22 protein-coding genes and 1 pseudogene are annotated in these 25283 nt (G+C 73.7%); 7 read left to right on the top strand and 16 right to left on the bottom strand.

Annotated elements, in window-relative coordinates; genetic code table 11:
- Window positions 1-30: 30 nt before the first annotated feature.
- Window positions 31-306: a DUF397 domain-containing protein gene (locus ACGFQC_RS05005; RefSeq protein WP_363087323.1), complete on the bottom strand. Its 276-nt coding sequence runs from the start codon at window positions 304-306 to the stop codon at window positions 31-33.
- The gene (locus ACGFQC_RS05000; protein WP_363087322.1) at window positions 307-1167 is read right to left on the bottom strand and encodes a helix-turn-helix transcriptional regulator; all 861 of its coding nucleotides are present in this window, start codon (window positions 1165-1167) and stop codon (window positions 307-309) included. It lies immediately after the preceding gene.
- Between the two features lie 228 nt (window positions 1168-1395).
- Between ACGFQC_RS05000 and ACGFQC_RS04995 the strand changes: the two are divergent.
- From ACGFQC_RS04995 to ACGFQC_RS04985, 3 genes and pseudogenes are all read left to right on the top strand, one after another.
- Window positions 1396-2178: pseudogene (locus tag ACGFQC_RS04995) on the top strand (ATP-binding protein); the annotation flags it as partial.
- Between the two features lie 518 nt (window positions 2179-2696).
- Window positions 2697-3140, top strand: a complete 444-nt coding sequence (locus ACGFQC_RS04990) for a hypothetical protein (protein ID WP_363087321.1) — start codon at window positions 2697-2699, stop codon at window positions 3138-3140.
- Window positions 3137-3430 carry a hypothetical protein gene (locus tag ACGFQC_RS04985; protein WP_393287782.1) on the top strand — a complete coding sequence of 98 codons (294 nt, stop codon included), beginning with the start codon at window positions 3137-3139 and terminating at the stop codon, window positions 3428-3430. Before ACGFQC_RS04990 ends, ACGFQC_RS04985 begins: the two co-directional genes overlap by 4 nt.
- A gap of 8 nt (window positions 3431-3438) precedes the next feature.
- Here ACGFQC_RS04985 and ACGFQC_RS04980 read toward each other — a convergent pair whose 3' ends face one another.
- From ACGFQC_RS04980 to ACGFQC_RS04950, 7 genes are all read right to left on the bottom strand, one after another.
- On the bottom strand, window positions 3439-3615 hold the full coding sequence (locus tag ACGFQC_RS04980; RefSeq protein WP_363087320.1) for a hypothetical protein: 177 nt from the start codon (window positions 3613-3615) through the stop codon (window positions 3439-3441).
- Window positions 3616-3904: 289 nt separating this feature from the next.
- On the bottom strand, window positions 3905-5821 hold the full coding sequence (locus ACGFQC_RS04975) for an FUSC family protein (RefSeq protein ID WP_363087319.1): 1917 nt from the start codon (window positions 5819-5821) through the stop codon (window positions 3905-3907).
- A 212-nt stretch (window positions 5822-6033) separates the two neighbouring features.
- Window positions 6034-6801 carry a nucleotidyltransferase domain-containing protein gene (locus ACGFQC_RS04970; RefSeq protein WP_363087318.1) on the bottom strand — a complete coding sequence of 256 codons (768 nt, stop codon included), beginning with the start codon at window positions 6799-6801 and terminating at the stop codon, window positions 6034-6036.
- A complete protein-coding gene (locus ACGFQC_RS04965) occupies window positions 6801-7187 on the bottom strand; it encodes a hypothetical protein (RefSeq protein WP_363087317.1) in 387 nt (128 codons plus the stop codon). Before ACGFQC_RS04965 ends, ACGFQC_RS04970 begins: the two co-directional genes overlap by 1 nt.
- Before the next feature lie 292 nt (window positions 7188-7479).
- A complete protein-coding gene (locus ACGFQC_RS04960) occupies window positions 7480-8190 on the bottom strand; it encodes a uracil-DNA glycosylase (protein WP_363087316.1) in 711 nt (236 codons plus the stop codon).
- A 50-nt stretch (window positions 8191-8240) separates the two neighbouring features.
- Window positions 8241-8708, bottom strand: a complete 468-nt coding sequence (locus ACGFQC_RS04955) for a DoxX family protein (protein ID WP_363087315.1) — start codon at window positions 8706-8708, stop codon at window positions 8241-8243.
- An 89-nt stretch (window positions 8709-8797) separates the two neighbouring features.
- Entirely contained in the window at window positions 8798-9475 is a 678-nt protein-coding gene (locus tag ACGFQC_RS04950; RefSeq protein WP_363087314.1) for a class I SAM-dependent methyltransferase, read from the bottom strand.
- A gap of 285 nt (window positions 9476-9760) precedes the next feature.
- Between ACGFQC_RS04950 and ACGFQC_RS04945 the strand changes: the two genes are divergently transcribed.
- Window positions 9761-10027 carry a DUF6343 family protein gene (locus tag ACGFQC_RS04945; RefSeq protein WP_363087313.1) on the top strand — a complete coding sequence of 89 codons (267 nt, stop codon included), beginning with the start codon at window positions 9761-9763 and terminating at the stop codon, window positions 10025-10027.
- A 29-nt stretch (window positions 10028-10056) separates the two neighbouring features.
- Here ACGFQC_RS04945 and ACGFQC_RS04940 read toward each other — a convergent pair whose 3' ends face one another.
- The 4 genes from ACGFQC_RS04940 to rpsA form a co-directional block, all read right to left on the bottom strand.
- Window positions 10057-10437, bottom strand: coding sequence for a tetratricopeptide repeat protein (locus tag ACGFQC_RS04940; protein WP_363087312.1), 381 nt, complete (start codon window positions 10435-10437; stop codon window positions 10057-10059).
- A 50-nt stretch (window positions 10438-10487) separates the two neighbouring features.
- Window positions 10488-11141: a dephospho-CoA kinase gene (coaE, locus tag ACGFQC_RS04935; RefSeq protein WP_363087311.1), complete on the bottom strand. Its 654-nt coding sequence runs from the start codon at window positions 11139-11141 to the stop codon at window positions 10488-10490.
- Between the two features lie 57 nt (window positions 11142-11198).
- Window positions 11199-12137 (bottom strand): PAC2 family protein, encoded by a 939-nt coding sequence (locus ACGFQC_RS04930; RefSeq protein ID WP_363087310.1) that lies wholly within the window; start codon window positions 12135-12137, stop codon window positions 11199-11201.
- Window positions 12138-12556: 419 nt separating this feature from the next.
- Window positions 12557-14059: a 30S ribosomal protein S1 gene (rpsA, locus tag ACGFQC_RS04925; protein WP_363087309.1), complete on the bottom strand. Its 1503-nt coding sequence runs from the start codon at window positions 14057-14059 to the stop codon at window positions 12557-12559.
- Window positions 14060-14437: 378 nt separating this feature from the next.
- Between rpsA and ACGFQC_RS04920 the strand changes: the two genes are divergently transcribed.
- Window positions 14438-15262: a class I SAM-dependent methyltransferase gene (locus ACGFQC_RS04920; protein ID WP_393287828.1), complete on the top strand. Its 825-nt coding sequence runs from the start codon at window positions 14438-14440 to the stop codon at window positions 15260-15262.
- Window positions 15263-15467: 205 nt separating this feature from the next.
- Window positions 15468-18086 (top strand): ATP-dependent helicase HrpB, encoded by a 2619-nt coding sequence (gene hrpB, locus ACGFQC_RS04915; protein ID WP_363087307.1) that lies wholly within the window; start codon window positions 15468-15470, stop codon window positions 18084-18086.
- 418 nt (window positions 18087-18504) lie between these two features.
- Here hrpB and ACGFQC_RS04910 read toward each other — a convergent pair whose 3' ends face one another.
- Window positions 18505-20298 carry a lytic murein transglycosylase gene (locus tag ACGFQC_RS04910; protein WP_363087306.1) on the bottom strand — a complete coding sequence of 598 codons (1794 nt, stop codon included), beginning with the start codon at window positions 20296-20298 and terminating at the stop codon, window positions 18505-18507.
- A 338-nt stretch (window positions 20299-20636) separates the two neighbouring features.
- Between ACGFQC_RS04910 and ACGFQC_RS04905 the strand changes: the two genes are divergently transcribed.
- Window positions 20637-21473 carry a DUF4184 family protein gene (locus ACGFQC_RS04905; RefSeq protein ID WP_363087305.1) on the top strand — a complete coding sequence of 279 codons (837 nt, stop codon included), beginning with the start codon at window positions 20637-20639 and terminating at the stop codon, window positions 21471-21473.
- Window positions 21474-21500: 27 nt separating this feature from the next.
- Here the strand turns inward: ACGFQC_RS04905 and ACGFQC_RS04900 are convergent, their stop codons facing one another.
- Window positions 21501-21881: a hypothetical protein gene (locus ACGFQC_RS04900; protein ID WP_363087304.1), complete on the bottom strand. Its 381-nt coding sequence runs from the start codon at window positions 21879-21881 to the stop codon at window positions 21501-21503.
- Between the two features lie 468 nt (window positions 21882-22349).
- Window positions 22350-25076 carry a DNA polymerase I gene (polA, locus tag ACGFQC_RS04895; protein ID WP_363087303.1) on the bottom strand — a complete coding sequence of 909 codons (2727 nt, stop codon included), beginning with the start codon at window positions 25074-25076 and terminating at the stop codon, window positions 22350-22352.
- Window positions 25077-25283 lie beyond the last annotated feature (207 nt).

The raw sequence follows: 25283 nt of genomic DNA, 5'->3' as shown, positions 1-25283 counted from the left end.
TGCGCAGGAAGAAGGAACAGTCGGGCCGGTTCAGGACAGCAGGAAGTCCGCCTCTCCCGCCTTCGCTCCCTGGATGAAGGCCGTCATCTCGTCGGAGGTGTAGATCAGCGCCGGACCGTCGGGGTCGGTGGACTGGCGGACGGCGATCCGGCCGTCGGCGAGCTTCATGGCCTCCAGACAGTTGCCTCCGTTGCCGCCGCTCCACGGCTTGTGCCAGCCCTCGCTGCCCAGTTCCCTCGCGGGCATGCCGTTGTAGATCCGCTGAGCGCGGCCACGCGGCCTGGTGGGGGACTTGATGCGTTCCATTCACAGCTCCTTGCGGAGATCCCGGAGGATCTCCTTCGTGCGATGTGCCGTAGCGGCCTGTGCCGCCATGCGGTCCATGACCTCGAGGTGGGTCGCCACCTCGGTGCGCGCGTCCAGGTAGACGGCGCCGGTCAGGTACTCGCTGTAGACCATGTCCGGAAGTTCGGGCATGGCGAATCGGAACAGCACGAAGGGCCCGTACGTGCCGGGATGCGGCCCCGCGGAGAACGGGGCGACCTGCAGCGTCACGTTGGGCAGCTTCGTGGCGTCGAGCAGCTTGTCGATCTGCGCGCGCATCACCTCCGGACCGCCCACCGGGCGGCGCAGCACGGTCTCGTCCATGACGACCCACAGCCTGGGCGCGTCCTCACGCGTGAGCAGTCCCTGGCGTTGCATGCGCAGGTCGACGTGGCGCTCGATGTCCTCCGGCCGGGTCTGGCCGATGGCTCCGGACCTCAGCACTCCGCGCGCGTAGTCCTCGGTCTGCAGCAGGCCGGGGACGAAGTGCGGTTCGTACTGGCGGATCAGGGCGGCCGCGCCCTCGAGGCTGACGTGCATCGAGAACCAGCCGGGCAGCACGTCGTGGAAGCGCTGCCACCAACCGGGCCTGTTGGCCTCCTCGGCGAGCTGGACGAAGCCCTCGGCCTCCGCGTCGGTGATGCCGTAGGCCTTCAGCAGCAGCTGGAGGTAGGGGATCTTGAGGGAGACCTCGGCCATCTCCATACGGCGGACCGTGGCGGGTGCGACGCGGAGGATGCGGGCGGCCTCCTCGCGCTTGAGTCCTGCGCGTTCCCGCAGGTCCAGCAGGCGCCGGCCGAGGACGACCTGCCCCACTGTCGGCGCGGACCGTGGTTCACTCACGCTCCACCTCCACGAAGAGCCCGGCCGACGGCTCACTTGGCCCGGCCGGGCGGTCACGAAAACTTCCCAACAGCCCTGCGGCGCCAAATGAAGACCTCATTCGAAAACACGTACGGATAAGTACGGGTCTCCGTGATCCCAACTGGCGCCGCTCGACATGCTGTTGCGAGCAGTGTGCCACGGCCCTTCACCGCGTCACACAGCACTCTGCATTTTTCAGAGTGACACTTGCCAAGTGTTCACGGCGGGGCGATAGTGGCAAGCGTGATTCCGTCCGCGCCCTTAGGAACAGACGCCGCCGCAGGCCACCCCCAGGGTCTCGGTGCCGATGCGGGTTCCCCCGGTCGAGCGCATTCGAGAATGGGGAAGGAAGCGGGCCTCGACCAGGCCGCTGCCGAGCGCCGGTTCCGATTCGAACTGGCCGCGCATCCGGGTTCCCCGGCGCAGGCCAGACGCCTGGCGCGGGCCCGGCTGACCGGCTGGTCGGTGTGCGAGGACACCTGCGACACCGCCGCCCTGGTCATATCCGAGCTGGTCACCAACGCCATCGTGCACACCGCGAGCGGCGTGGTCGTCTGCGAGCTGTACGACGGTGCCGACCTCGTGCGCATAGCCGTGCGCGACGAGGGCTGCGCGCCGGGCGAGCCGCACCCCTCGCCGCAGCGCCCCGAGGAGGAACACGGGCGGGGTCTGTTCCTCGTCGACGCCCTCTCCCACTCCTGGGGCGCCCAGGAACACGGCCCCGGACTGCTGGTCTGGGCGGACCTGCCCCGACGGACCGCCTCCGATGACTCCGGAGAACACGCTTTCCCCGGGCACTCCGGGCACTCCGGGCACTCTACTCGTGACGTCTCCGACGCCGGCCAGGTGCCCGCGCCGCGCGCCGACCTCGGCTGGGGCGCCCGCCCGAAGCCGGACCCGGCCGGCGGCTCGGGCGACGAGGACGAGGCCCCCGCCGAGCACGGTGATCACACAGACGCGCGGCACGCAGACACGCGACGTGAAGACGCCCGGCACGACGACGCGCGACACCCGGGCACCCGGCACGGCGACCTCCGGCACGGAGACGCCCTGCACGGACACCCGGTGCACGATGACGTCCGGCACGGACACGACGTGCACGATGACCTCCGGCACGGACACGACAACGTGCACGGCGACCTCCGGCACGGACACGACGACGTGCACGGCGACTCCGAGCCCGCCGAACAGGCACACAGGACGCACCCCGCGGAAGGCCGCGCGGAAACCCGCACCCTCGGCCACACGCACCGGCTCCATCACACCCCCGCCACCGACGGCCGGACCGACCCACGGCCGGGCGGCCCTCTCGGCCGGCTCCCGTACCCGTCCGACGGTCCCCTGCCCCGCGTAGCGCCGCAGTGGCACCGCGGCCCGGGGGCCGGCGAGCCGCCCAGGCCGACCGACCACACCGACCAGGCGCTCGACACGACGAGCGGGGCGCCCGCCCGGCGCCCGCACCCCGGCGCGGGTTCTGCGGGCTTCCCTCCGCGCGGCCGGGACACGGCGTGAGCGCGGCCCCCGGCCGGATCGGGGTGCTCAACCTGGACACGCTCGTCCGCCTGGGGCGCGGCCCCGGCGGCGGCACCCCGCGAACTTCGCACCGGCTCGCGGTCCCCGAGGGGATGACGGCTCCACTGGGCTGCGACGCCGTGGCCGTCCCTGCGCGGCTGGGCCCGCTGGTCATGCCCCGCCTCCCGCGCGTGGGCTGCGTGTACGCAGACGAGGCGCACTGGTGGTGGCTGGTCCCGTCGGACTCCGACTACGCCCTGGACTGGCCCGTCCCCGCGCGGTACGCCACGGGCGCTGTCGTGCCGGACTCCCGGCGGGCCCCCGGCCTCATCCACCGGCCGGACGGCACCCTGCCGTACACCCCGCCCATCCCCCTCTATCTGACACTGTGCCGCCTCACGGACACACCACCCACCTGGTCGCGGCCGATCAGCGCGTGACGCGCGTCCGGGTGCCCGGCCGGCGCGCAGCCGCGCTCGGCCCGCGGGCCGGGCTGGAGGTCTTCGAGGAGATCCGCGCGCCGGCCGGCGGCGGCCGGACGGTCGCACCGATCACGTACCGGCCGGCGTCGGTCCGGCACACGCGCCTGGTGCGCGTCCTGGACCAGGGCCGGCTCGTGGAGGCAGGCACCCCGGACGAGGGCGGGGTGGAAGCGGAGCCGTGCGCGCTGCGGGCGAAGCCGTTCACCGGCCCGCCGACGGACCCGGGGCCCGCCGCGAAAGCGGGCTGACCGCGGCGTCAGTCGGTGGCCTCGCCGCCCCGGACGACCACCAGGAACGTGTCGGTCGCGAGGTCCATGACAACCTCGGCGGCCAGTCCCTCCATGCGCCGCGCCTGCGCGAACTCCTCCGCGGGCCACGATCCGCGCGGCCCGCCCGCGGGAAAGCGTTCGAGCACCATTCGCCCGTTCACCATCTCGCACACCTCCGATAAGCGTTGTACCTGTAGGAGTTAACGCTCTCCGGAGAGGGAACGCCTCGGTCGGTGACGTTACTGAGACGCAGTTGACACAAGTTCAACGCGGAGTGTGAGGATCTGGTCACCTTCTGAACACACCAGCTACCCTGTGCGTCGGAACTCGTACGCGTCGTGGCATCGCCCCTCGCTTCCCCGCGCGCTTCAGACCGCGGCGGGGCCGAGCCGTGGTGCGCCACGTGGCCCGGCCGGACCGGGCCGGACCGCGACAGCCCGTCCGGGACCGCGGTCACACCGCGACGGTCAGGTCCGTGACGCGGGCCGGCAGCCCCACCTGTTCCCGGTGTGCGGCCAGTTCTCCAAGAAGTTCGGTGAGCCGGTCGCTGTGGCTGCGGTCGAGCCGGCCGGTGTCGTCGAGGTGGACGGCGGCGGCGGTGGTCGTGTCGACGAGGCGTTCGAGGAGGGCGGCGACCTCGTCGGTGCCCTCGGTGTACCGGGCGAGCGCGGGCAGTTCGGCGGCCGAGAGGGCGATGGCGGCGCGGGCCTCGGCGAGCGCCCGGTAGGCCTCGCGACGCAGGGTCCAGCGGGTGGCGCGGTCGCCGGAGCCGTCCGGGCCGTCCCAGCCATCCGGGGCATCCCGGCCATCCAGCACATGGGCGAGGTAGGCGTGCGCGGCGCCCGCGGCGGACATGAGCCGGGCGCGTACGTGCCCGCCGCGCTCCCCCGGCATCGGCAGGTGCCCGACGATGAGTACGAGCGCGCAGGCCAGCAGCGTCTCACCGATGCGCCCGACGGATGCCTGGGGCTCCCCGCCGACCATGACGAGCGACAGGACCAGGACGGTGACGACGGCGGTCTGGGCGGCGAAGTGGCGCGTGGCGACGGGTATCAGCGCCCCGCACACGGCGACCAGGGCGACCAGCCCTTCCGGACGTGGCAGCACGGCGGCGAACCCGGCGAAGAGCAGCGCCCCCAGAACCGTCCCGGCGGCTCGGCACAGCACGCGGGAGACCAGCGGCCCGAGGTCGGGCTTGACGAGGAAGACGGCGGTGGCGGGCAGCCAGTACCAGTGCGTGTGCTGCCCGTACCAGTGCGAGTGGTGCAGCGCCTGGGCGATGGCGGCGCTGGCGCCGAAGCAGAGGGCGACCCGCAGGCCGTACTCCCGCCCGCCGGCCCCGAAAGCGGTCCGCAGCAGGTCCCGGGTGCCGCGCCGACGCGTGTGCAGGTCAGACCCGATGCCCTGGTCGAAGGCGTCGGCGGCCCTGAGCAGGGCGTCGTCGAGAGCCCGCAGCGCGGGCGCGGACCGGGCGGGCGCGGGCAACGGCCCGGTGGCCGCGCTCTCCCGTACGGCGGCGGCGAGGCGCCGGGGGCCCTCGGCGGCCCGGCCTGTGAGGGGGGCGCCGGCCCAGGCGAGGGCGGTGGCGGCCTCGGCGAGCGGCAGGGCGGCGGCGTACTGGGCGTGCAGCCGGCGTTCGGCCGCGGAACTGGCGTAGCGGCGCAGCCGGGGCCCGGCGAGGGCGTCCTGGGCGTGGTCGAGAGCGGCGGTGAGGGCGGCACGGCGGGCGGTGGCGTGCTCGGTGCCGGCGGCGTCGAGGAGAGCGGCGACGGCCTCGTACACACCGGCCACGGCCGCACGCTCCCCGTCGAAACGAAAGTCTCCGGCCAACGCGCCCGGCGTGGGCAGGGCGAGCCGCAGCACGATCAGCCATCCCGCGCCGGCGAGGAAGGCGAGGGCCCGTGCCCCGCCGCTGTCGGGCAACGGCATCCCGGCGCCGATCGCCGCGGCGACGAGGAGTTGGGTCCCGCCCCCGGAGGCGACGGGCCCGATGGCGCTCACACCGCCGGCCAGCAGGCCCAGACCGGTGAGGAGCAGCGTCAGCGCGACCGGGCCGGCGTGGTCGCCGGCGTACGTCCCGACGAGGAGTCCGGCCGCTCCGGCGAGCGCGGGCGCCCCGAGCCGCCGTACGGCGGCGCGCCGGCTGCCGGGGCGGTCGTTGATCCCGGCGAGCATGGCGGCGATGGCGGCGACGACCCCGAGGGAGGGGTGCCCGGCGAGGACGGCGGTGAGCAGCAACGGCCCGGCGGCGAGCGCACCGCGCACGACCGCGCTCCACGGGACGGGCCCGTGCTGGGCGCGCAGGGCGTGCGCGAGCCAGGGCGGCAGAGCGGTGAGTGTGCGAACGGCAACGGCGGAACGCGGGGACACAGGGCTCCGTTCGGGCGAGGGCGGGGGTGTGCCTTCGGGCGACGGTGGCCGGGGCTGGTGCTCGGGCTGTGTCTCCACGGTACGCGTCGATCGAGGAGAAGGTGGGACGGCGGCGTTTCGGGAAGATGACACCTGGGCCGGACCCGGGGTTCTTTATGAACGCAACCGCTCGGGCGTCTGCCGGGGGCCGGCTCCTCGTCGGCCGCGCCTCCTCACGCGCGCGTGGTCCCGGCCGCCGCCACCGCCTCCCCGAACAGCGTGCGGCCCCGTTCGAGCGCCTCCGGGACGCCGCCGTGGGCGATCCGCGCGACGAGCGCGTCGACGCCTCTGAGCCCGGCCCGTTCCAGCAGTCGCTTCTCGTTCGTCACCCACTCCCCGCGCGCGGCGAGCACCGCGTGGCCGGCCTGCGTGGCGGCGACGGCCAGGGCTCCCGCGGCTTCCGTGCGCCGGCCCTGTGCCGCGTGGTGGGCGGCCGCGTAGGCGAGGGTGGCGCTCGCGGTGCCGTACCAGCGGTCGCGCGCCGTCCGGCGGAGCCTGTCGGGGTACGCGGCCGGGCGCGGCAGCTCTCCGTGCAGCACCTGGTTGATCGCCAGCTCGGCGACGACCAGGTAGCTCGGGATGCCCGCCAGGTGGAACAACAGGGGTTCCACCCGGAACCGGCCCTGTTCCGCCTCCGCCAGTTCGTGGGCGACGACGTCCAGGTCGCGGTAGTGGACGTCGACGCGCCGCCCGTCGATGGTGAGCCAGGCGCCGCCGTTGAAGACGCCGCCGCCCCAGCCGCCGATCTCCGACACCTCGCCTTCCCAGCCGATGGCGCGCAGGTCGGCCGGGTCGAAGGTGCCCCGGTAGTAGACGGCGAGGTCCCAGTCGCTGTCGGGGCGGTGGGTGCCCTCGGCACGGGAGCCGCCGAGGGCGACGGCGCGGACCCCGGGGAGGGCGGCCAGGCGGTCGGTGGTGGCACGGAGGAAGGTGGCGTCCATCAGAAATCCCAGATGTTCCGGTGGCGGTGGCGGGTCGGCGGGTGGTCCAGGTCCTCGGCGACATCGGGGAGGGCGCCGGGCGGGGCGGCTCGCAGACGGTTGCGGGCAGTCGTGCGGAAAACGGCCAGTGCGGCCCGGGCACGTGACTCGTACGGGCCGTCGACTCCCGCGTTCAGGGAGCGTGGCCAGGTGTGGGCGGTGAAGGCGCGGTGGACGGGGACGGAACGCGGGCGGCGTCCCTCGCGCCGCGCGCGAGCCGACTCCTCGGAGGTGATACGGAGCTGGACGAGGCGGTGCCCGGAGCGCAGCACGGCCCGGCTGCCCGATCCAGGAGCCGGGTGGTGGTTGCGGTGTCGGAGAGGGATGTGGTGGACGGTGCGGGACATGGCGGACCTCCGCGGGCCCGCCGGGACTTCCGGCGCGGCCCGCTAGAAGTCCGCCGCCGTGAAACGGCCCAGGTGCTTGGTGCGCATGGGAGCAAGGCTGGCGTCCGCGGTCCGCGTCCGTCCAGCGGTTATCGGCGGCGAGGGCGATCGCCGGCAAGGGAGGCGGCAGGCACGCAGGTGCGGGCCGGCAGGGCTGGACCTGCCAGGTCGGGCCGGCAGCAGCAGCGGCAGGCCGACCGGGCCGGACCGGCAACGGCAGGTCGGCGGGAGCAGGCCGACGACGCCGGGCCGGTCAGCTCAGTCCCGCCGCCGTCGCCGCCGTGTGCAGTACCTCCCGCAGCATCTCCGGGGTGAGGCGCCCGGTGAAGGTGTTGCGCTGGCTGACGTGGAAGCAGCCGAAGAGATCCAGGCCGTCGAGCGGTACCCGCGCCCCGTGCGCGAAGGCCGGCCGGGGCCGGGGCACGGCCCATCCCGCCTCGGCGAACGCGGGCAGCGCGGCCTGCCAGCCGAACGCCCCCAGCACGACGACCGCCCGCAACGTCGGCCGCAGCAGGCGCAGTTCCCGGACGAGCCACGGCCGGCAGGTGTCCCGCTCCCGCGGGGTCGGCTTGTTGGCGGGCGGCGCGCAGTGCACCGGGGAGGTGACCCGTACGCCGTGCAGGGCGAGGCCGTCGTCGGCGGACACGGAGGTCGGCTGCGAGGCGAGCCCCACGTCGTACAGCGCCTGGTACAGCACGTCCCCGGAACGGTCGCCCGTGAACATCCGACCCGTGCGGTTCCCCCCGTGCGCGGCCGGAGCCAGTCCCACGATCAGCAACGGCGCGTCGGCCGGCCCGAACCCCGGCACCGGCCGCCCCCAGTAGGTCCAGTCGGCGAAGGCCGCCCGCTTCGTGCGGGCCACCTCCTCCCGCCACTCGACGAGCCTGGGGCAGGACCGGCACTCCGCGACCCGCCGGTCCAGGGCGGGAAGGAGGGCGGGGTCCAGCGGTTCGTCCGGGTCCATGGGTCCACAGTAAGACGGGGTCGCCGGGGCCACGGGCCCGGACGGTCCGGTCACTGCGTGCGCCGCACCAGCCGCAGCAGGTCCTGCACGGAGTCGCGTCGGGCCCAGGCGATCAGGGCCAGCGGGACGAGCAGGATGAGGGGTGTCGCCGCGTTCTGCCCGTCCATGGCCACGATCGTCACGATGAACGCGCCCACCATGAGCGCTCCCAGGCAGACCGCGGCCACCGACCGGAGCACCGGGACCAGCAGGGCGATCGCCCCGGCCAGTTCGAGGACACCGATGGCGTACATGCCGGTGCCGCCCCAGCCCAGCTTGTCGAAGCTCTCGGCCGCCGACGGGTGGGCGATCAGCTTCGGCAGTGCGCTGGCGATCCCGTAGAAGAGAGCGAGCAGCACCTCCAGCCCGCGCAGTGCGATGCGGGCGCGCCGGCGTCCGGCGGTCATCGACTCGAACGGGGCGGAGGGGGAGGAAGCGGCGGAAGCGGCGGAGGGGAGCGGTGCCGTGGTCTCGGACATGGAGGTCTTCTCCTGGAGGAAGTGGTCCGTGGTGCTGTCGGAGACACAGACCGCTCCCCCGCCGTGAACTCATCGCTCTGCGCCGGACTTCATCGCTTCACCGCCCGCACCCAGACCCGGTCCTGCGTCAGATACCGGTCCACTCTCAGGCCCGCCTCCGCCAGCGCCTCCTCGAACTCTTCCTCGCCCATGGGCCGGGCACGGAACGTCTGGGTCCATGTCGCGTCCGGGAACACGTACTCCGCGCGCACCGAGTGGACGCCGTCACCGACGGGTTCCGACGACAGGATCCGTAAGGTGAAGCCGCTCGGATGGACCCGCTCCCTGGGCAGGTCGGTGTGGTAGTCCTCGCCCTCCCGCTGGATCAGCACACACCCGTCCCGCGCCACGTGCCGCGCGCAGGTGCGCAGCATGCCGCGCCGGACCTCCTCGTCCCCGGCGTGGACGAGGAACGACGCGAGCATCACCGCGTCGAAGGTCTCGTGCAGGTCCAGGTCCTCGACGGGGCCGCACACGGTGCGTGCCCCTCGGACGCGGTCGAGCATCTCGGCGGACTCGTCCACCGCCGTGATCGTGAACCCGCGCTCCAGGAGCGGACGGGTCATGCGGCCGACGCCGCAGCCCAGCTCAAGGATGTGCGCGCCCGCGGGTACGGCGGCAGTGACGATGTCGGGTTCCTCGCCCACCGGGAGGCGGCTGTACAGCTCGACCGCGCAGCCGTCCGGGGTGATGACACCGGGGCCCGTCCCCTCGTGTCCCTCTCGCATTTCACGCCTCATGCCCTCCCAACGGCCCGTGCCCGCCAGGCCGTTCCGCCACTTCCCAGGTTCATTCGTTCGAGTGAGGGAAGTCTTTTCGACGAAGGCGCGGCCGGTGGTGAGCATGCCTCCTCCGGCACCGGCGCCCTGTCTCCTTGTCTCCCTGGCTCCCCGGCTCCCCGGCTCCCCGGCTCCCCGGCTCCCCGGCTCCCCGGCTCCCTGGCTCCCTGGCTCCCTGGCTCCCTGGAGAACGTCCGGTCCGGGGAGTACGTTGCAGGAAGGAGTGATGAACCGATGCGTACGGGCAGTGAGCCGGTGACGGCGCGCAGTGCACTGAGGATTCGGCTGTGGCTGAGCGTGTGGGGGATGCTCTGGGCTGTCTTCGGGACGGTCGCGTTCGCGCTCGTGGGGCGCTCCGGGTGGGCGGTCGCCTGCGGGGTGCTGTGGCTCGTGATCACCGTCGACATGTCGGTGATCACCAAGCATCTGCGCGAGGGGTCCCACTTCCAGCCGGGCCCGGGCATCCCGCCGTACCGGCCGCCGGAGCAGCATCGTCCCTGAAACGGCGACCGTCCGGGATCCGGCAGCCGCTAGGACTCGAACCGTGCCGCTTTCAGGTACTGCGGGTTCGGGTCCAGGGCGGCGGCCAGGCGGAAGTGCCTCTTCGCCTGGTCGGCACGGCCCTGCCGCTCGTAGGTGCGGGCGAGCGCGAAGTGGGCGAACGCGTTGTCCGGCTCGCGCTCCAGGACGATCGTGAACTCCAGCTCGGCGGGTCGTAGTTGCGCGGCGGCGAAGAAGGCTCGCGCGCGCAGCAGCCGGGCGGCGGTGTTCTCGGGATACGCGGCGATGACACCGTCGAGCAGTTTCACCGCGCCCCGCGGATCCCGTGCGGCGAGCAGTTGCTCGGCGGCACGGAAGTCGATGACGTGCGTCTCCGGAGTACGTCCGGTCGAACCGCTGGTTTCGGGCACGGAAAATTCCTTCCCTCACTCGTGGCGTTCAACGCGCGCGGCGCGGGCCGCTATTCCTCAGGCCGCTCACCGGACCGCTCACGGGGCCCTGCGCCGTCCCGCTCCGCCGTCCGCGCCCGGCGGACCAAGTCGGCCCACACGTCCTTCACGCGTCGCTCCAGGTCGGGCAGGGGTACGTCGTTGTCGATGACGATGTCGGCGATCCCCAGGCGCTGCTCGCGGGTCGCCTGCGCCGCCATCCGCGCGCGGGCGTCGCCCTCGGTCATTCCGCGCAGTCGCACGAGCCGGTCGAGTTGGGTGGCGGGGTCGGCGTCGACGACCACGACCACGTCGTAGAGGGGGGCGAGGCCGTTCTCGGTGAGGAGGGGGACGTCGTGGACGACGACGGCGTCCTCGGGCGCGGCGGTCTCCAGGTCGCGGGACCGGGCGCCGACCAGGGGGTGCACGATCGCGTTGAGCGCGGCGAGCTTGTCCGGGTCGGCGAAGACGAGCGAGCCGAGCCTGGGCCGGTCGAGGCTGCCGTCCGCGGCGAGGACGCCCTCGCCGAAGGTCTCGACGACCGCCGCGAGGCCGGGCGTTCCCGGCGCGACGACCTCGCGCGCGATCCGGTCCGCGTCGATCAGGACGGCGCCGCACTCGACGAGCAGCCGGGACACCTCGCTCTTGCCGGCGCCGATCCCGCCGGTCAGGCCCACCTTCAGCATGACGGGAAGCTTAGGGCCTGCCGTCGGCGGGGCACGCGGCAGACCCCGGGAGGGCGCTCAGCCCTCGCCCTCCCGCTCGGCCAGGAACTTCTCGAACTCCCGCCCGATCTCGTCGGCGGACGGGATGTCGACCGGCTCGGCGAGCATGTTGCCGCGGGTCTCGGCGCCCGCGGCGGCGTCGTACTGGTGCTCCAGGCCCTGGACGAGGGCCGTCAGCTCCTCGTCGCCCTCCTGGATCTGGCGGTCGATCTCGGTCTGTGTGCGGTGCGCGTCGGTGCGAAGGGCGTGCGCGATGCTCGGCAGGACGAGTCCGGTGGCGGACGTGATGGCTTCCAGGACGGTCAGGGCGGCGTCCGGGTAGGCGGAGCGCGCGATGTAGTGCGGGACGTGCGCGGCGAGGCCCAGGACGTCGTGTCCGGCCTCCATGAGGCGGTACTCGACGAGGGCCTCGGCGCTGCCCGGGACCTGGGCCTCTTCGAAGGGGCTGCGCTGGCCGGGGACGAGGTCGGTGCGGTTGCCGTGCGGAGTGAGGCCCACCGGGCGGGTGTGCGGCACACCCATGGGGATGCCGTGGAAGTTCACCGACAGGCGGACGCCGAGGCGCTCCACGATCTGCTTCACGGCCGCGGCGAAGCGCTCCCACTCGACGTCCGGCTCGGGGCCGGACAGCAGCAGGAAGGGTGCTCCGGTGGCGTCCTGGACGAGCTTGACCTCGATGCCGGGTTCCTCGTACTCCGTCCACCGGTCGCGCTGGAAGGTCAGCAGCGGGCGGCGGGCGCGGTAGTCCACCAGTCGGTCGTGGTCGAAGCGGGCGACGACCTGGTGGGGCAGCGAGTCGAGAAGCCGGTCGACGATCTGGTCGCCGGTCTCACCCGCGTCGATGTATCCGTCGAAGTGGTAGAGCATGACAAGTCCGGCCGATTCCTGGGCGAGCGCCATGTCGACGACGGCCAGCCCCTTCGGCTCCCATGCGTACAAACCCTGCGGATCAAGCACTTGGACCGCTCCTCCTCGTGTTCGTACTGCACAACGCCCCGGAGGGCAGGGGCATTCCCGGCCCACGCCCCCTGATCGCTCGGCGTCGCGCGGCCCGTTCCGAACGCTCGGAACGCTCGGGACGGGGAAGCGGGAACCCGTGCGTGGCGGGCTGTCACGGCCGGCGCGCGGGGGCGGACGGGCCGGGATGCGGGCCTCGCGGCGGCGGCCGACACGACCGTCCGCCGACGGCACCGTCCGATGCCCGGGGGAAGCGTCGCACCGCCGGGTTACGGGGCCGTCAGCTCCTCGGGTGTCCCGTACGTTTCCTCGCGGGTGCCCCGCCGGGAGGGTTCACCGGCCGCCGTCCGGGAACAGCACTGAGGGCCCGCACCTCGAAAGGTGCGGACCCTCAGTCATGAGCTACTGCTCAGCGGGCGTCAGCTCTGCCCACCGGCCAGCTTCTCGCGGAGCGCGGCGAGCGCCTCGTCCGAAGCGAGGGCACCGGAGGTGTCCGCACCCTCGGAGGAGTACGAACCGCCACCGCCACCACCGGACGCGGCCGGAGCGGCGGCCTCGCCACCCTCGGCGGCAGCGGCGGCGTCGGCCTCGCGGGACTTGATGACCTGCTGCTGGTGCTGCTCGAAGCGGCTCTGGGCCTCGGCGTACTGGTTCTCCCACACCTCACGCTGGGACTCGAAGCCCTCGAGCCAGTCGTTGGTCTCGGGGTCGAAGCCCTCGGGGTAGATGTAGTTGCCCTGGTCGTCGTACGACGCGGCCATGCCGTAGAGCGTCGGGTCGAACTCGACCGAGGCCGGGTCGGCACCGAAGGCCTCGTTGGCCTGCTTCAGCGAGAGGCTGATGCGGCGACGCTCGAGGTCGATGTCGATGACCTTGACGAAGATCTCGTCGTTGACCTGGACGACCTGCTCCGGGATCTCCACGTGGCGCTCGGCCAGCTCGGAGATGTGGACCAGACCCTCGATGCCCTCGTCCACGCGGACGAACGCACCGAACGGAACCAGCTTCGTGACCTTGCCGGGCACGACCTGGCCGATCTGGTGGGTGCGGGCGAACTGCTGCCACGGGTCTTCCTGGGTCGCCTTCAGCGACAGGGAGACACGCTCGCGGTCCATGTCCACGTCGAGGACCTCGACGGTGACTTCCTGGCCGACCTCGACAACCTCGGAGGGGTGGTCGATGTGCTTCCAGGAGAGCTCGGAGACGTGCACGAGACCGTCGACGCCACCCAGGTCCACGAAGGCACCGAAGTTGACGATCGAGGACACGACGCCGGAGCGGACCTGACCCTTCTGGAGGGTGGTGAGGAACGTCTGGCGAACCTCGGACTGGGTCTGCTCCAGCCAGGCGCGGCGGGACAGGACCACGTTGTTGCGGTTCTTGTCCAGCTCGATGATCTTGGCCTCGAGCTCCTTGCCCACGTAGGGCTGGAGGTCGCGGACACGGCGCATCTCGACGAGGGAAGCCGGCAGGAAGCCACGGAGGCCGATGTCGAGGATGAGACCACCCTTGACGACCTCGATGACGGTACCGGTGACGATGCCGTCCTCTTCCTTGATCTTCTCGATGGTGCCCCAGGCGCGCTCGTACTGGGCGCGCTTCTTCGAGAGGATCAGGCGGCCTTCCTTGTCCTCCTTCTGGAGGACGAGGGCCTCGATCTCGTCGCCGACGGCGACCACGTCGTTCGGGTCGACGTCGTGCTTGATCGAGAGCTCGCGGCTCGGGATGACACCTTCGGTCTTGTAACCGATGTCGAGCAGGACCTCGTCCCGGTCGACCTTCACGATGACGCCGTCGACGATGTCGCCGTCGTTGAAGTACTTGATCGTCTCGTCGATCGCGGCGAGGAAGGCTTCCTCGTTACCGATGTCGTTGACCGCTACCTGCGGCGTGGTAGAGGTGGTCTCGGTGCTGCTCGTCATGTGGGAAAGGGCTCCGGTACGGACAGAGAGTCGTAGGTACTGCTTACGCCGGGAGCCCGTTTCGCTCTGCAGAAGGCCGGACAGCCAAGGAAGCGCCCTACCGGAACGGCGATGGCGCCTCGACAACCGAGGGGACATACATACAGATGCGAGCACGACCTGCTACGTCTGAGGTGCGCAGGCCCGCAGCGCAACTTGTAGCATACGGGGGCAGCCGGGCAGGGTCAATGCGCGAAGGCGCACACCCGGGGCAGATCACCGCAATCCCGGCACACATCCTCTCTTCCGAGACCACGCAGGCCGCAGGAAGCCCTCCTGGTGACACCGTGAAGGCGTCTCCCGAGTCGGGTTGGACGGAAGAGTACGACGAGGGAGCCGATCATCCAAGAGCCCGTATCGTCCGAGCCGGCGTTCGAGCCGGAAGCCACCCGCCGCGAGGCCGGTGTCGCGGAGAGCGCCCGCGCCAATCGCGGCTGGTGGGACCGCAACGCGGACGAGTACCAGATCGAGCACGGCACGTTCCTCGGTGACGACCGCTTCGTGTGGGGTCCCGAGGGCCTGGACGAGGTGGAGGCCGAGCTGCTCGGCCCGCCGGAGGACCTGAAGGGGAAGGTGGTCCTGGAGATCGGCGCCGGCGCGGCCCAGTGCGCGCGCTGGCTGGCCGCCCAGGGAGCCCGTCCGGTCGCCCTGGACGTCTCCCACCGCCAGCTCCAGCACGCTCTGCGGATCGGCGCGGCGTTCCCGCTGGTGTGCGCCGACGCGGCCGTCCTGCCGTTCGCGGACGGCTCCTTCGACCTGGCCTGCTCCGCGTACGGGGCGCTGCCCTTCGTCGCCGACCCGGTGCTGGTGCTGAAGGAGGTGCGCCGGGTGCTGCGGCCGGGCGGGCGCTTCGTCTTCTCGGTGACCCATCCGATCCGCTGGGCCTTCCCCGACGAGCCGGGCCCCGAGGGCCTGTCCGTCGCCTCGTCGTACTTCGACCGCACGCCCTACGTCGAGCAGGACGACGAGGGCCGGGCGGTGTACGTCGAGCACCACCGGACGATCGGCGACCGGGTCCGTGACGTCGTGGCGGGGGGCTTCCGGCTGGTGGACCTGGTCGAGCCGGAGTGGCCGGCCTGGAACACGGCGGAGTGGGGCGGCTGGTCCCCGCTGCGCGGCGGTCTGATCCCGGGCACGGCGATCTTCGTCTGCGAACGGGACTAGTCTCCCGGTCGGATCAGGCCGGGCACCGGGCCCCGGCACCGCACCTCGCCGCGTCGTCGTCGATCGCCGGGGCTCCGGACCCCGCTCCCTGATCCAGCCCGATCACACGAAAGCCCCATGACCCGCGCGCCCCGACCCGCGCGCCCCGCGTCCGGCCCGCACGCGCGTGCGGGGGCAGCTCCCCGGGCGTACGACACTGGGTGGCGTGATCCGTGACGACGCCCTGGACGCGCTGCCCGTGCGGGCCGCCCTGCCCGCCCTGCACGACGCCCTGGCCGGACGGGGTAGCGCCGTGCTGGCGGCGCCGCCCGGCACCGGGAAGACGACGCTGGTGCCGCTCGCGCTGGCCGGGCTGGTGGGCGGGGGGCCGGTCCGGCGGGTGGTGGTGGCGGAGCCGCGGCGGATCGCGGTGCGCGCGGCGGCCCGGCGGATGGCGTGGCTGCTCGGCGAGCGGACCGGCGGGAGCGTCGGGTTCACCGTGCGCGGCGAGCGCGTCGTCGGGCGGCACACGCGCGTGGAGGTCGTCACCACCGGGGTGCTGCTCCAGCGTCTCCAGCGCGACCAGGAGCTGACCGGGGTCGACGTGGTGGTGCTGGACGAGTGCCACGAGCGGCATCTGGACGCGGACACGGCGGCCGCCTTCCTGTGGGACGTGCGCGAGACGCTCCGCCCCGAGCTGGGGCTGGTGGCCGCGTCGGCGACGACCGACACGGAGGGCTGGTCCCGGCTGCTGGGGGACGCGCCGGTGGTCGAGGCCCACGGTTCGTCGTACGGCGTCGAGGTGGTGTGGGCGCCTCCGGCCCGGCCGGTACGGCCGCCGCACGGCCTGTCGGTGGACCCCGCGCTGCTCGCGCACGTGGCGTCGGTGGTGCGGCGGGCACTGGCGGAGCATCCGGGGGACGTCCTGTGCTTCCTGCCCGGGGTCGGCGAGATCGCGCGGGTCGCGGGACGGCTCGCGGACCTGGAGGGCGTGGACGTGCTCCAGGTGCACGGGCGGGCGCCCGCGGCGGTGCAGGACGCGGTGCTGGCTCCCGGGGAGCGTCGCCGGGTCGTGCTGGCCACGTCCGTCGCCGAGTCGTCGCTGACGGTGCCGGGCGTGCGGGTGGTGGTGGACTCGGGCCTGGCGCGCGAGCCGCGGGTGGACCACGCGCGCGGGCTGAGCGCACTGGCGACGGTGCGGGCGTCCGTCGCGGCGGGACGGCAGCGGGCCGGGCGGGCCGGACGTGAGGCACCGGGCGTCGTGTACCGCTGCTGGGCGGAGGCGGAGAACGCCCGTCTGCCGCGCTTCCCGGCGCCGGAGATCAAGGTGGCCGATCTGACGGCGTTCGCGCTGCAGGCGGCCTGCTGGGGTGATCCCGGGGCGTCGGGGCTCGCCCTGTTGGATCCGCCGCCGGGTGGGGCGATGGCGGCGGCGGGCCGGCTCCTGCGGGCGGTCGGGGCGGTGGACGCGGCGGGCCGGGCCACGGAGCGCGGGGTACGGCTGACGCGGGCGGGGCTGCACCCTCGGCTGGGGCGGGCGCTGCTCGACGGGGCCGCCGTGGTGGGGGCGGAGCGGGCCGCGGAGGTGGTCGCCCTGCTGAGCGAGGAGGCGCCGCGGGAGTACGGCGACGATCTCGCGGGTGCGCTGCGCGCGGCCCGGCGCGGGGGTGACGCGTACGCGGGGCGCTGGCGGAGCGAGGTACGGCGGCTGCGGGCCGTGGCGGCGGAGTTCGCCGGCCCGGCGCAGGGGCGCGCGGCAACGCGGCTGACCGGCCCGGCAGAGGGCGCCGTGGCGACGCAGTCCTCCGTCGGCCCTGCGGAAGGGCCCGTGGCGCCGGTGAGCGCCGCCGGGGGGCCGGCGGTGCCGGCCGGTGAGGACGGCGGCGTCGGTGTCGTGGCCGCGCTCGCCTTTCCCGAGCGGGTCGCCAGGGCGGACGGCGGCTCCTACCTGATGGTGTCCGGGACGCGGGCCGAGGTCCGCGACGGGTCGGGGCTGCGCGGCGTGCCGTGGATCGCGGTCGCCGTCGCCGACCGGCCCGTCGGCAAGGGGCACGCGCGGGTGCAGCTCGCGGCGGCCGTCGACGAGGAGGTCGCCCGGTTCGCGGCGGGCGCCCTGCTCGACGTACGCGAGGAGGTCCACTGGGCGGAGGGGGACGTCGTGGCCCGGCGGGTCGAGCGGCTCGGGGCCGTGGAGCTGGTGGCGCGGCCGCTGCGGGAGGCCGCCGCCGGGCTCGTACGGGCGGCGCTGCTCGAGGGACTGCGGCAGGAGGGGTGGGGGCTGCTGCGGTGGTCGGCGCAGGCGCGGGGGCTGCGGGAGCGCCTGGCGTTCCTCAGGACGCATCTCGGGGAGCCGTGGCCGGACGTCTCCGACACGGCGCTGCACGCGCGCGTGGACGAGTGGCTGGAGCCCGAGCTGGGCCGGGCCCGGCGCCGGGGCGATCTGGCGCGGATCGATGCCGGGGCGGCACTCGCCCGGCTGCTGCCCTGGGCGTCCGGGGAGGCGGCACGGCTGGACGAGCTGGCACCGGAGCGGATCACGGTGCCGAGCGGGTCGGGAATCCGGATCGACTACGCCGACCCCGCACAGCCGGTGCTGGCGGTGAAGCTCCAGGAGATGTTCGGACTCCAGGAGACACCGCGCGTGGCGGGGGTCCCGCTGCTGGTGCATCTGCTCTCCCCCGCCGGGCGGCCCGCGGCCGTGACCGCCGACCTCGCCTCCTTCTGGAAGGACGGCTACCGGGGCGTGCGGGCGGAGCTGCGGGGCCGGTATCCCAGGCATCCGTGGCCGGAGGACCCGGCAGGTGCCGAGCCCACCCGGCACACCAACGCACGGCTCGGGCGGTGACCGGTTCGGGCGGTGACCGGTTCGGCGTCGGCCGCGGGGACCGGCTCCGGGTCGGCGGGACGTCATCAGCGGGGCCGGGGTGCGGTCGGCGGCGACCGGGCCGACGGTGTGCTCGATGTGGTCCTCGCGCATCTTCACGTGGCCGGCGAACGCCGTCCCCGGTCGCGGCCGTCGCGGAGGGTGCGGCCGCACGGTCCCTCCCGCTGGGTCTCCTCGTCGTGGACGGGTGCGCCGTGTACGGGTGCGACCCGGAGCCTGCGGACGGTGGTGCGCCGGCGGGTGGCGCCGGGCGCACCGGAGTTGACGGTACGTCAGATCGGACACCGTGGCGAGGGGCGGGGGATGAGCACAGGTCGTGCAGGACGGCGGCGTCCCGCTCGCCCGGAGCGGGACGCCGTCGGTGGTGCGGGGCGGGCCCTCAGCCGGTCGTCGTCGATCCGGAGGGGCTCGGGGAGGTGCTCTCGGAGGGGGTGCCCGACGGGGTTTCCGAGGGGGTGTCCGACGGGGTCGGCGTGGACGACGGTGCCGGCGTGACGGTCAGTTCGACCGTGAGGGTGGCGCCGCCCTCGGTGGTGACGCGCAGCAGGTAGGTGCCGGCGGCGTCGTCCGCGTACAGCTTCGGGAGCGTCAGCAGGCCGTTCGCGTCCGTGCGGAGGTCCGTCAGGGTGCGGACGGGGTCGCCGGCGGCGTCCTTGAAGTAGGGGCCCTTGTCGTTCGCGGTCGGGCCGTCGGCCGCCTTCACGAGCGTGGCGGTGGCCGCGACCTTGTCCGCCGCGGCGCCCTTGCGGGTGGCCTTCACCTCGACCCGGTCGGCGAACTCGCCGCCCGCGACGCAGGTCAGGGCGGTCGAGCCGGTGCGGACCAGGGTGTCGGCGGTCCGCGCGGTGACCGTGGCCGAGTAGCTCACGGCCGCGACCGTGCGGCCCACGACGATGGCGCGGACCGTGAAGGTGCCGGTCTCCTCCCCCGCCCGGAGAGCGGGCGCCGTGGCGGTGCCCCGGCTGTCGGTGATGACCGTGGCGACGCTCTCGCCCCCCGTGAAGGTGGCGTCGGTGTCGCCGACGATCGTGAAGCGGACCCGGACCTTGGCGACGGCCGTGCCGGCCTTGGTCTCGGCGCGGGTGCTGATCCGGTCGCCGAACGCGTCGCCCGCCATCGCGGTGAGCGGCTCCGTGCCCGCGTCCTCCAGGTGGTGCACCGTGTCGGTCGGTGTCGTCGTCCCGGGGGGCGTGGTGGCCGGCGGCGGGGTCACCGGGGGCTTGGTGGCGGGAGGCGGGGTCACCGGGGGCTTGGTGGCGGGCGGGGTCGTCCTGGGCGGCGTGGGGGACGGGGACGGCGAGGTGGTCGTGCCGCCGCCGCTGTTCTCGTCGCTGCGGTTGTCCGGCAGGGTGCCGGTGCCGTCCGGGACCTCGTGCGTGCCCTTGCGGTAGTACTCCAGCCACGACACGACGGTGTTGTAGTAGTCCGTCGAGTTGTTGTAGCTCAGGATCGCGCTGCGCAGGCCGGCGGCGGTGGACATGTCCCAGCTGTAGCGGCACAGGTAGTGACCGGCGGCGAGCGCGGCGTCGTAGATGTTGTTGGGGTCCTTGCGGCCGTCGCCGCTGCCGTCGCGGCCGGCCCACGCCCAGGTGGAGGGGATGAACTGCATCGGGCCGACGGCGCGGTCGTGCGTGGTGTCGCTGTCGAAGGCGCCGTTGTCGGTGTCGCTGATGTTGGCGAAGCCGTTGCCGTCGAGCACCGGGCCGAGGATGGCCGAGCGGGTGGTGCCGTCGGCGTCGACGTTGCCGCCGCGGGCGTGGCCGGACTCCACCTTGCCGATGGCGGCGAGGAGTTCCCAGGGCATGTTGCAGCCGGGCTGGGACTCGGCGAGGGCCGACGCGGCCTTCTTGTAGGCGTCCAGGACGGTCGCGGGGATGCCGGCCTCCGTGCCGCCGGTGCCGACCGGGGTGGTGCCGGTGCTCTGGCTGGGCGCCGGGGCGGGGCTCTTGAGCGGCGGCAGGTCCGTGTAGTACGGCGAGTTGCCGGTGGCGCTCTCGCCGGTGCCGGCGGTGGAGCCGCCGTCGGCGGACGGGGTGTTCGCGGCGGTCCGTCCGCCCGCGTCACCGGCCGTGACGTCGGGTGCCTGGGAGGCGGCCAGAGCCGCGACCGCCAACGCGGCCACGGTGGTGTTGACCGCACCCTTGCGCAGCCTGCTGCCGAAATGCGCCGACATGAAGTGAACCCCTCCCGTGGACACTCGAGCGCCCGTCTTCATCCGTCTCGCCCGTCCCGTGGGACGCCTTGCCCCACTCGCCCCTCAGGGGACGAGCCACCGGCCGCGAAGGTTGCGGTCGCGGGCGGTTTGCGCTGATCTGTTCGGTTGTCCGACCGCCATTCGCACGGCGGCGGCCCAGGCGACCCTACGACAACTTCTCTGCGACCGGCACCCGTTCGAACCCGGTGTTCATCGCCCGGCCATGCGCCGTGGGGCGCGGGAGGCGTCCCGCATACTGGTCGGGTCGTCGATGTCCGGGCCGGTGGGTCCGGCAACTTCCGCGCCGGGGAGCCTCGTTGCCGTTCACGCTGAGTCACGCGGCGGCCGTGCTGCCCGCCGTGCGCGCCGACGGCACCGGCCGCGGGCGCCTGGTGCCCGCCGTCCTCGTCGCGGGGTCGTTCGCTCCCGACATGACCTATTACGCGGCCAGTGTCCTGTCCGGGGCGATGGAGTTCGGGGATGTCACGCACTCCTTCCCCGGCGTCCTCACCGTCGACGTGCTGCTGGCCTGGGTGCTGGTGGGGTTGTGGCTGCTGGTGCGCGAGCCGCTCGTGGCGCTGTTGCCACGGGCGCGGCAGGGCCGTACCGCCGTCCTGACGCGCTGCGGGTCGCCACGCGCGCGCGTCCGGCCGTCGACGGTGGCGTGGTGGTACGCGTCCGCGGTCCTCGGCGCGCTGACGCACGTCGTCTGGGACGCCTTCACCCACCTCGACCGGTGGGGCATGCGGGTCTTCCCGATCCTCGGCGAGACGGTCGCGGGCTCGCCGTTGTACTGGTACCTGCAGTACGGCGGTTCGGCCGTCGCGGCGGTCGTGATCGCCGCGTTCGTCCTGCGCGCGCTGCGCCGGACCCCGGCGGCCGAGCCGCTCGGGGTGCCGGTGCTGTCGGCGCGCGACCGCTGGTGGGCGGCGGCCGTGATCGGCGGCTGCGCCCTGACCGCGGCGGCCCGCCGGGCGCTCCGCTGGTGGGACCGGTGGGGACCGGACAGCAAGCCCTACGAGCTGATCCCGACCCTGTGCTTCGGGGCGGGGGCGGGGCTGCTGCTGGGGGTGGTGCTGTACGCCGTGGGGGTGCGGTCGCGGCGCGGAACGGGGCGTCCTTCGCGGGAGAGGGACGAGGTGGGCGTCGGGTGAGCGGCGGGGACCGCCCGCCGGCCTGGTTCAGCGCTCGCCAAAACGGTCGGCGCCGGGTGCCGCGCTCACGACGAAGACCGTGATACGGCGCCCCGCGCGCGGCCTGGGGAGCCGGCGCAGGGCGGCGAGGCCGAGGGCCAGGTAGCCGCGGGCCGTCTCGGTCCCGAGACGCCAGGTGCCGTCCGGACGGACGAGCAGGGCGAGGGCCCGGCGCCGGAGGCGTACGGCCGCCTCGCGCAGCGTCTTGAGGGGGGTCCCGGGGACGCGGGGCGTCGCGGCGCCGGGCGCGAGGGCGGGAAGCGGTCGCCCCGGGGGCGTCGCGTCGGGGCCGACTCGCCTTTTCCCGGCGGTGGCCGTGGCGTGAACGCGTGCGGAGGCCTTCCGGCGGTGAAGCATGCGTATACCCATGGCCGCATCCTGGCGGCCCTCCGCCCCCAAGGGCCCCTTCTCGGGGGCCACGCGGGTGAGGGCCCTTCGGGGGACGCGAGGGGGGTGAGGAGGCACAGGGGAGCCGCGGGCGGACAGGCGGGCCGGTGGCGAACGGGGAGGGCGCGGGAGCCGGGGAGGTGAGCGGTGAGCGCGCGGGACCCGCACGGGGCCGGTGCGAGCGCCGGGGAGCGGGCGGGACAGGGCAGGGACCCCGCCGTTGCGGGTGAGGTCCCCGCCCGTCGGTGCCGGTCCTGGGGCGTGTTTCGAAAGTGGCGTCGACTGCCCGAAGGGCAGGCCCGGCGGCGTCTGGCGCGTGCGATCGCAAGGCGGAGGGTCGCCCCGATACTGGTTGTACCGGGGCGATCCCGACAACGCGGCGAGCGCGCGTGCCAGACGCCGCCGGGCTGGGGGCACCCCCCTCTGGGGGAGGGACTTTCGAAACACGCCCTAGTGGGCTGCCGACTCCCAGTCGGGGCCCGCGCCCACCGAGACGTCCAGGGGGGCCCTGAGGTGGACCGCGCCGGCCATTTCCCGGCGGACCAGTTCCTCCACGGCCGGCCGCTCGCCGGGGGCGATCTCCAGGACGATTTCGTCGTGGACCTGGAGGAGCATGCGGGACTTCAGCTCCGCCCCGCGCAGGGCCGCGTCCACCTTCAGCATGGCGATCTTGACGATGTCCGCCGCCGTGCCCTGGATCGGTGCGTTGAGGGCCATGCGCTCGGCCGCCTCACGGCGCTGGCGGTTGTCGCTGTTGAGGTCGGGGAGGTAGCGGCGGCGCCCGAAGAGCGTCGCCGTGTAGCCCGTCGCCCGTGCCTCCTCGACCGCCCGGCGCAGGTAGTCCCGCACGCCGCCGAACCGCTCGAAGTAGGCGTCCATCAGGGCGCGGGCCTCCCCCGCGTCGATGTTCAGCTGCTGGGACAGCCCGAACGCCGACAGGCCGTACGCCAGGCCGTACGACATCGCCTTGATCTTGCGGCGCATCTCGGCGTCCACGGCGTCCCGCTCGACGCCGAAGACCTGGGAGGCGGCCGTGGTGTGCAGGTCCTCGCCGGAGGTGAACGCCTCGATGAGGCCCTCGTCCTCGGAGAGGTGGGCCATCACCCGCAGTTCGATCTGGCTGTAGTCGGCCGTCATCAGGGACTCGAAGCCCTCGCCGACGACGAACCCGCGCCGGATCGCCCGGCCCTCGTCCGTGCGGACCGGGATGTTCTGGAGGTTGGGGTCCGTGGACGACAGCCGGCCGGTCGCGGCGACCGTCTGGTTGAAGGTGGTGTGGATGCGGCCGTCGGCGGCGATCGTCTTGATCAGGCCCTCGACGGTGACGCGGAGCTTGGCCTGCTCACGGTGGCGGAGCATGATCACCGGGAGTTCGTTGTCCGTCTGGGCGGCGAGCCAGGCCAAGGCGTCGGCGTCCGTCGTGTAACCGGTCTTGGTCTTCTTCGTCTTCGGCAGCCCCAGCTCTCCGAAGAGGACCTCCTGGAGCTGTTTGGGCGAACCGAGGTTGAACTCGTGCCCGGCGGCGGCGTGCGCCTCCTTCACCGCCTGCTGGACGGCCCCCGCGAACATCTGCTCCATGGCCTCCAGGTGCGCCCGGTCGGCGGCGATGCCGTGCCGCTCCAGGCGGGCGAGGAGGGCGGAGGTGGGCAGCTCCATGTCCTGGAGGAGGTCGGCCGCGCCGACCTCCTCCAGCCGGCCGCGGAAGGCCTCGCCGAGGTCGAGGATCGCGCGGGCCTGCACCATCAGCGCCTCGGCCTCGGCACCGTCCTCCGCGCCGAAGGCGAGCTGGCCGTCGGCCGCGGCGGGCGGGGCCAGCTCCCGGCCCAGGTACTCCAGCGACAGCGCCTCCAGGTCGAAGGAGCGGCGGCCCGGCTTGACCAGGTAGGCGGCCAGGGCGGTGTCCATGGAGACGCCGGCGACGCTCCAGCCGTGCTCGGCGAGGACGCGCATGGCGCCCTTGGCGTTGTGCAGGACCTTGGGGTGGTCCTCGGCCGCGAGCCAGGCGGCCCAGGTGTTCTCGTCGGTCTCGTCCAGCTCGGCCGGGTCGAACCAGGCGGCGGGTCCGCCGGCCGCGGCGAGCGCGACCTCCGCGACCGCCCCGGTGCCCAGACCCCAGGTGTCGACGGTGGCCACGCCGAGGGGTCCGACGCCGTGCTCGGTGAGCCAGGCGGTCAGCTCGCCCGTGCCCAGCACCGTGCCGTCCAGTGCCACGCCGGGGGCCACGGCCGGGCTCGCCCCGGTTTCCTGTGCGCCCGGGTCGACGGCGAGCAGCCGCTCGCGCAGCGACGGGTTCCGGATCTCCAGGGTGTCCAGGATCATCGCGACGGCCGTACGGTCGTACGGGGCGCGCTCGAGGTCGAGGACGGTGCCGGGCAGCTCGACGGTGCGGACCATCTCCGTCAGGCGGCGGTTGAGCTTGACGGCCTCCAGGTGGTCGCGGAGGTTCTGCCCGGCCTTGCCCTTGACCTCGTCGACCCGCTCGACCAGCTCCGCGAACGAACCGAACTGGTTGATCCACTTCGCGGCGGTCTTCTCGCCGACGCCCGGGATGCCCGGGAGGTTGTCGGACGGGTCGCCGCGCAGGGCCGCGAAGTCGGGGTACTGGGCGGGCGTCAGCCCGTACTTCTCGACGACCTTCTCCGGGGTGAAGCGGGTCAGCTCGGAGACGCCCTTCGTGGGGTACAGCACCGTGGTGTGCTCGCTGACGAGCTGGAAGGAGTCGCGGTCGCCCGTGACGATCAGCACCTCGAAGCCCTCGGCCTCGGCCCGGGTGACCAGCGTGGCGATCACGTCGTCGGCCTCGAAGCCGTCCACCGCGAACCGTGAGACGTGCATCGCGTCGAGCAGCTCGCCGATCAGCTCGACCTGGCCCTTGAACTCGTCCGGGGTCTTGGAACGGTTGGCCTTGTACTCGGTGAACTCCTCGGAGCGCCAGGTCTTGCGGGAGACGTCGAAGGCCACCGCGAAGTGCGTGGGCGCCTCGTCACGCAGGGTGTTCGCCAGCATCGACGCGAAGCCGTAGATCGCGTTCGTCGGCTGGCCGGTCGCGGTGGTGAAGTTCTCCGCGGGCAGCGCGAAGAACGCGCGGTAGGCCAGCGAGTGCCCGTCCATGAGCATCAGGCGGGGCCGGCCGGCGCCGGAGGTGTTCTCGGTCTTCTTCGATGCTGTTTCTGCCACGCCCCGATCCTGCCACGCCCCACTGACACTCCGGCCCACGTGTGCCCGCGGCGGCCCGGGGCACGGCCACGGCCCCCTCCCCCTGTCCCCCTGCCCCCGCGGCCCCGCGGCCCTCCTGCCCCGCGGCCATTGCCTCCGCACCCCGTCCGCCCGTACCTCCGCCCCGTCGGTGTCGCGTGCAAGGATCGGTGGGAGTGGTCACCCGTG

Source organism: Streptomyces sp. NPDC048734 (assembly GCF_043198675.1).
Taxonomy (GTDB): domain Bacteria; phylum Actinomycetota; class Actinomycetes; order Streptomycetales; family Streptomycetaceae; genus Streptomyces.
This window is presented reverse-complemented; position numbering and strand designations above follow the sequence as displayed.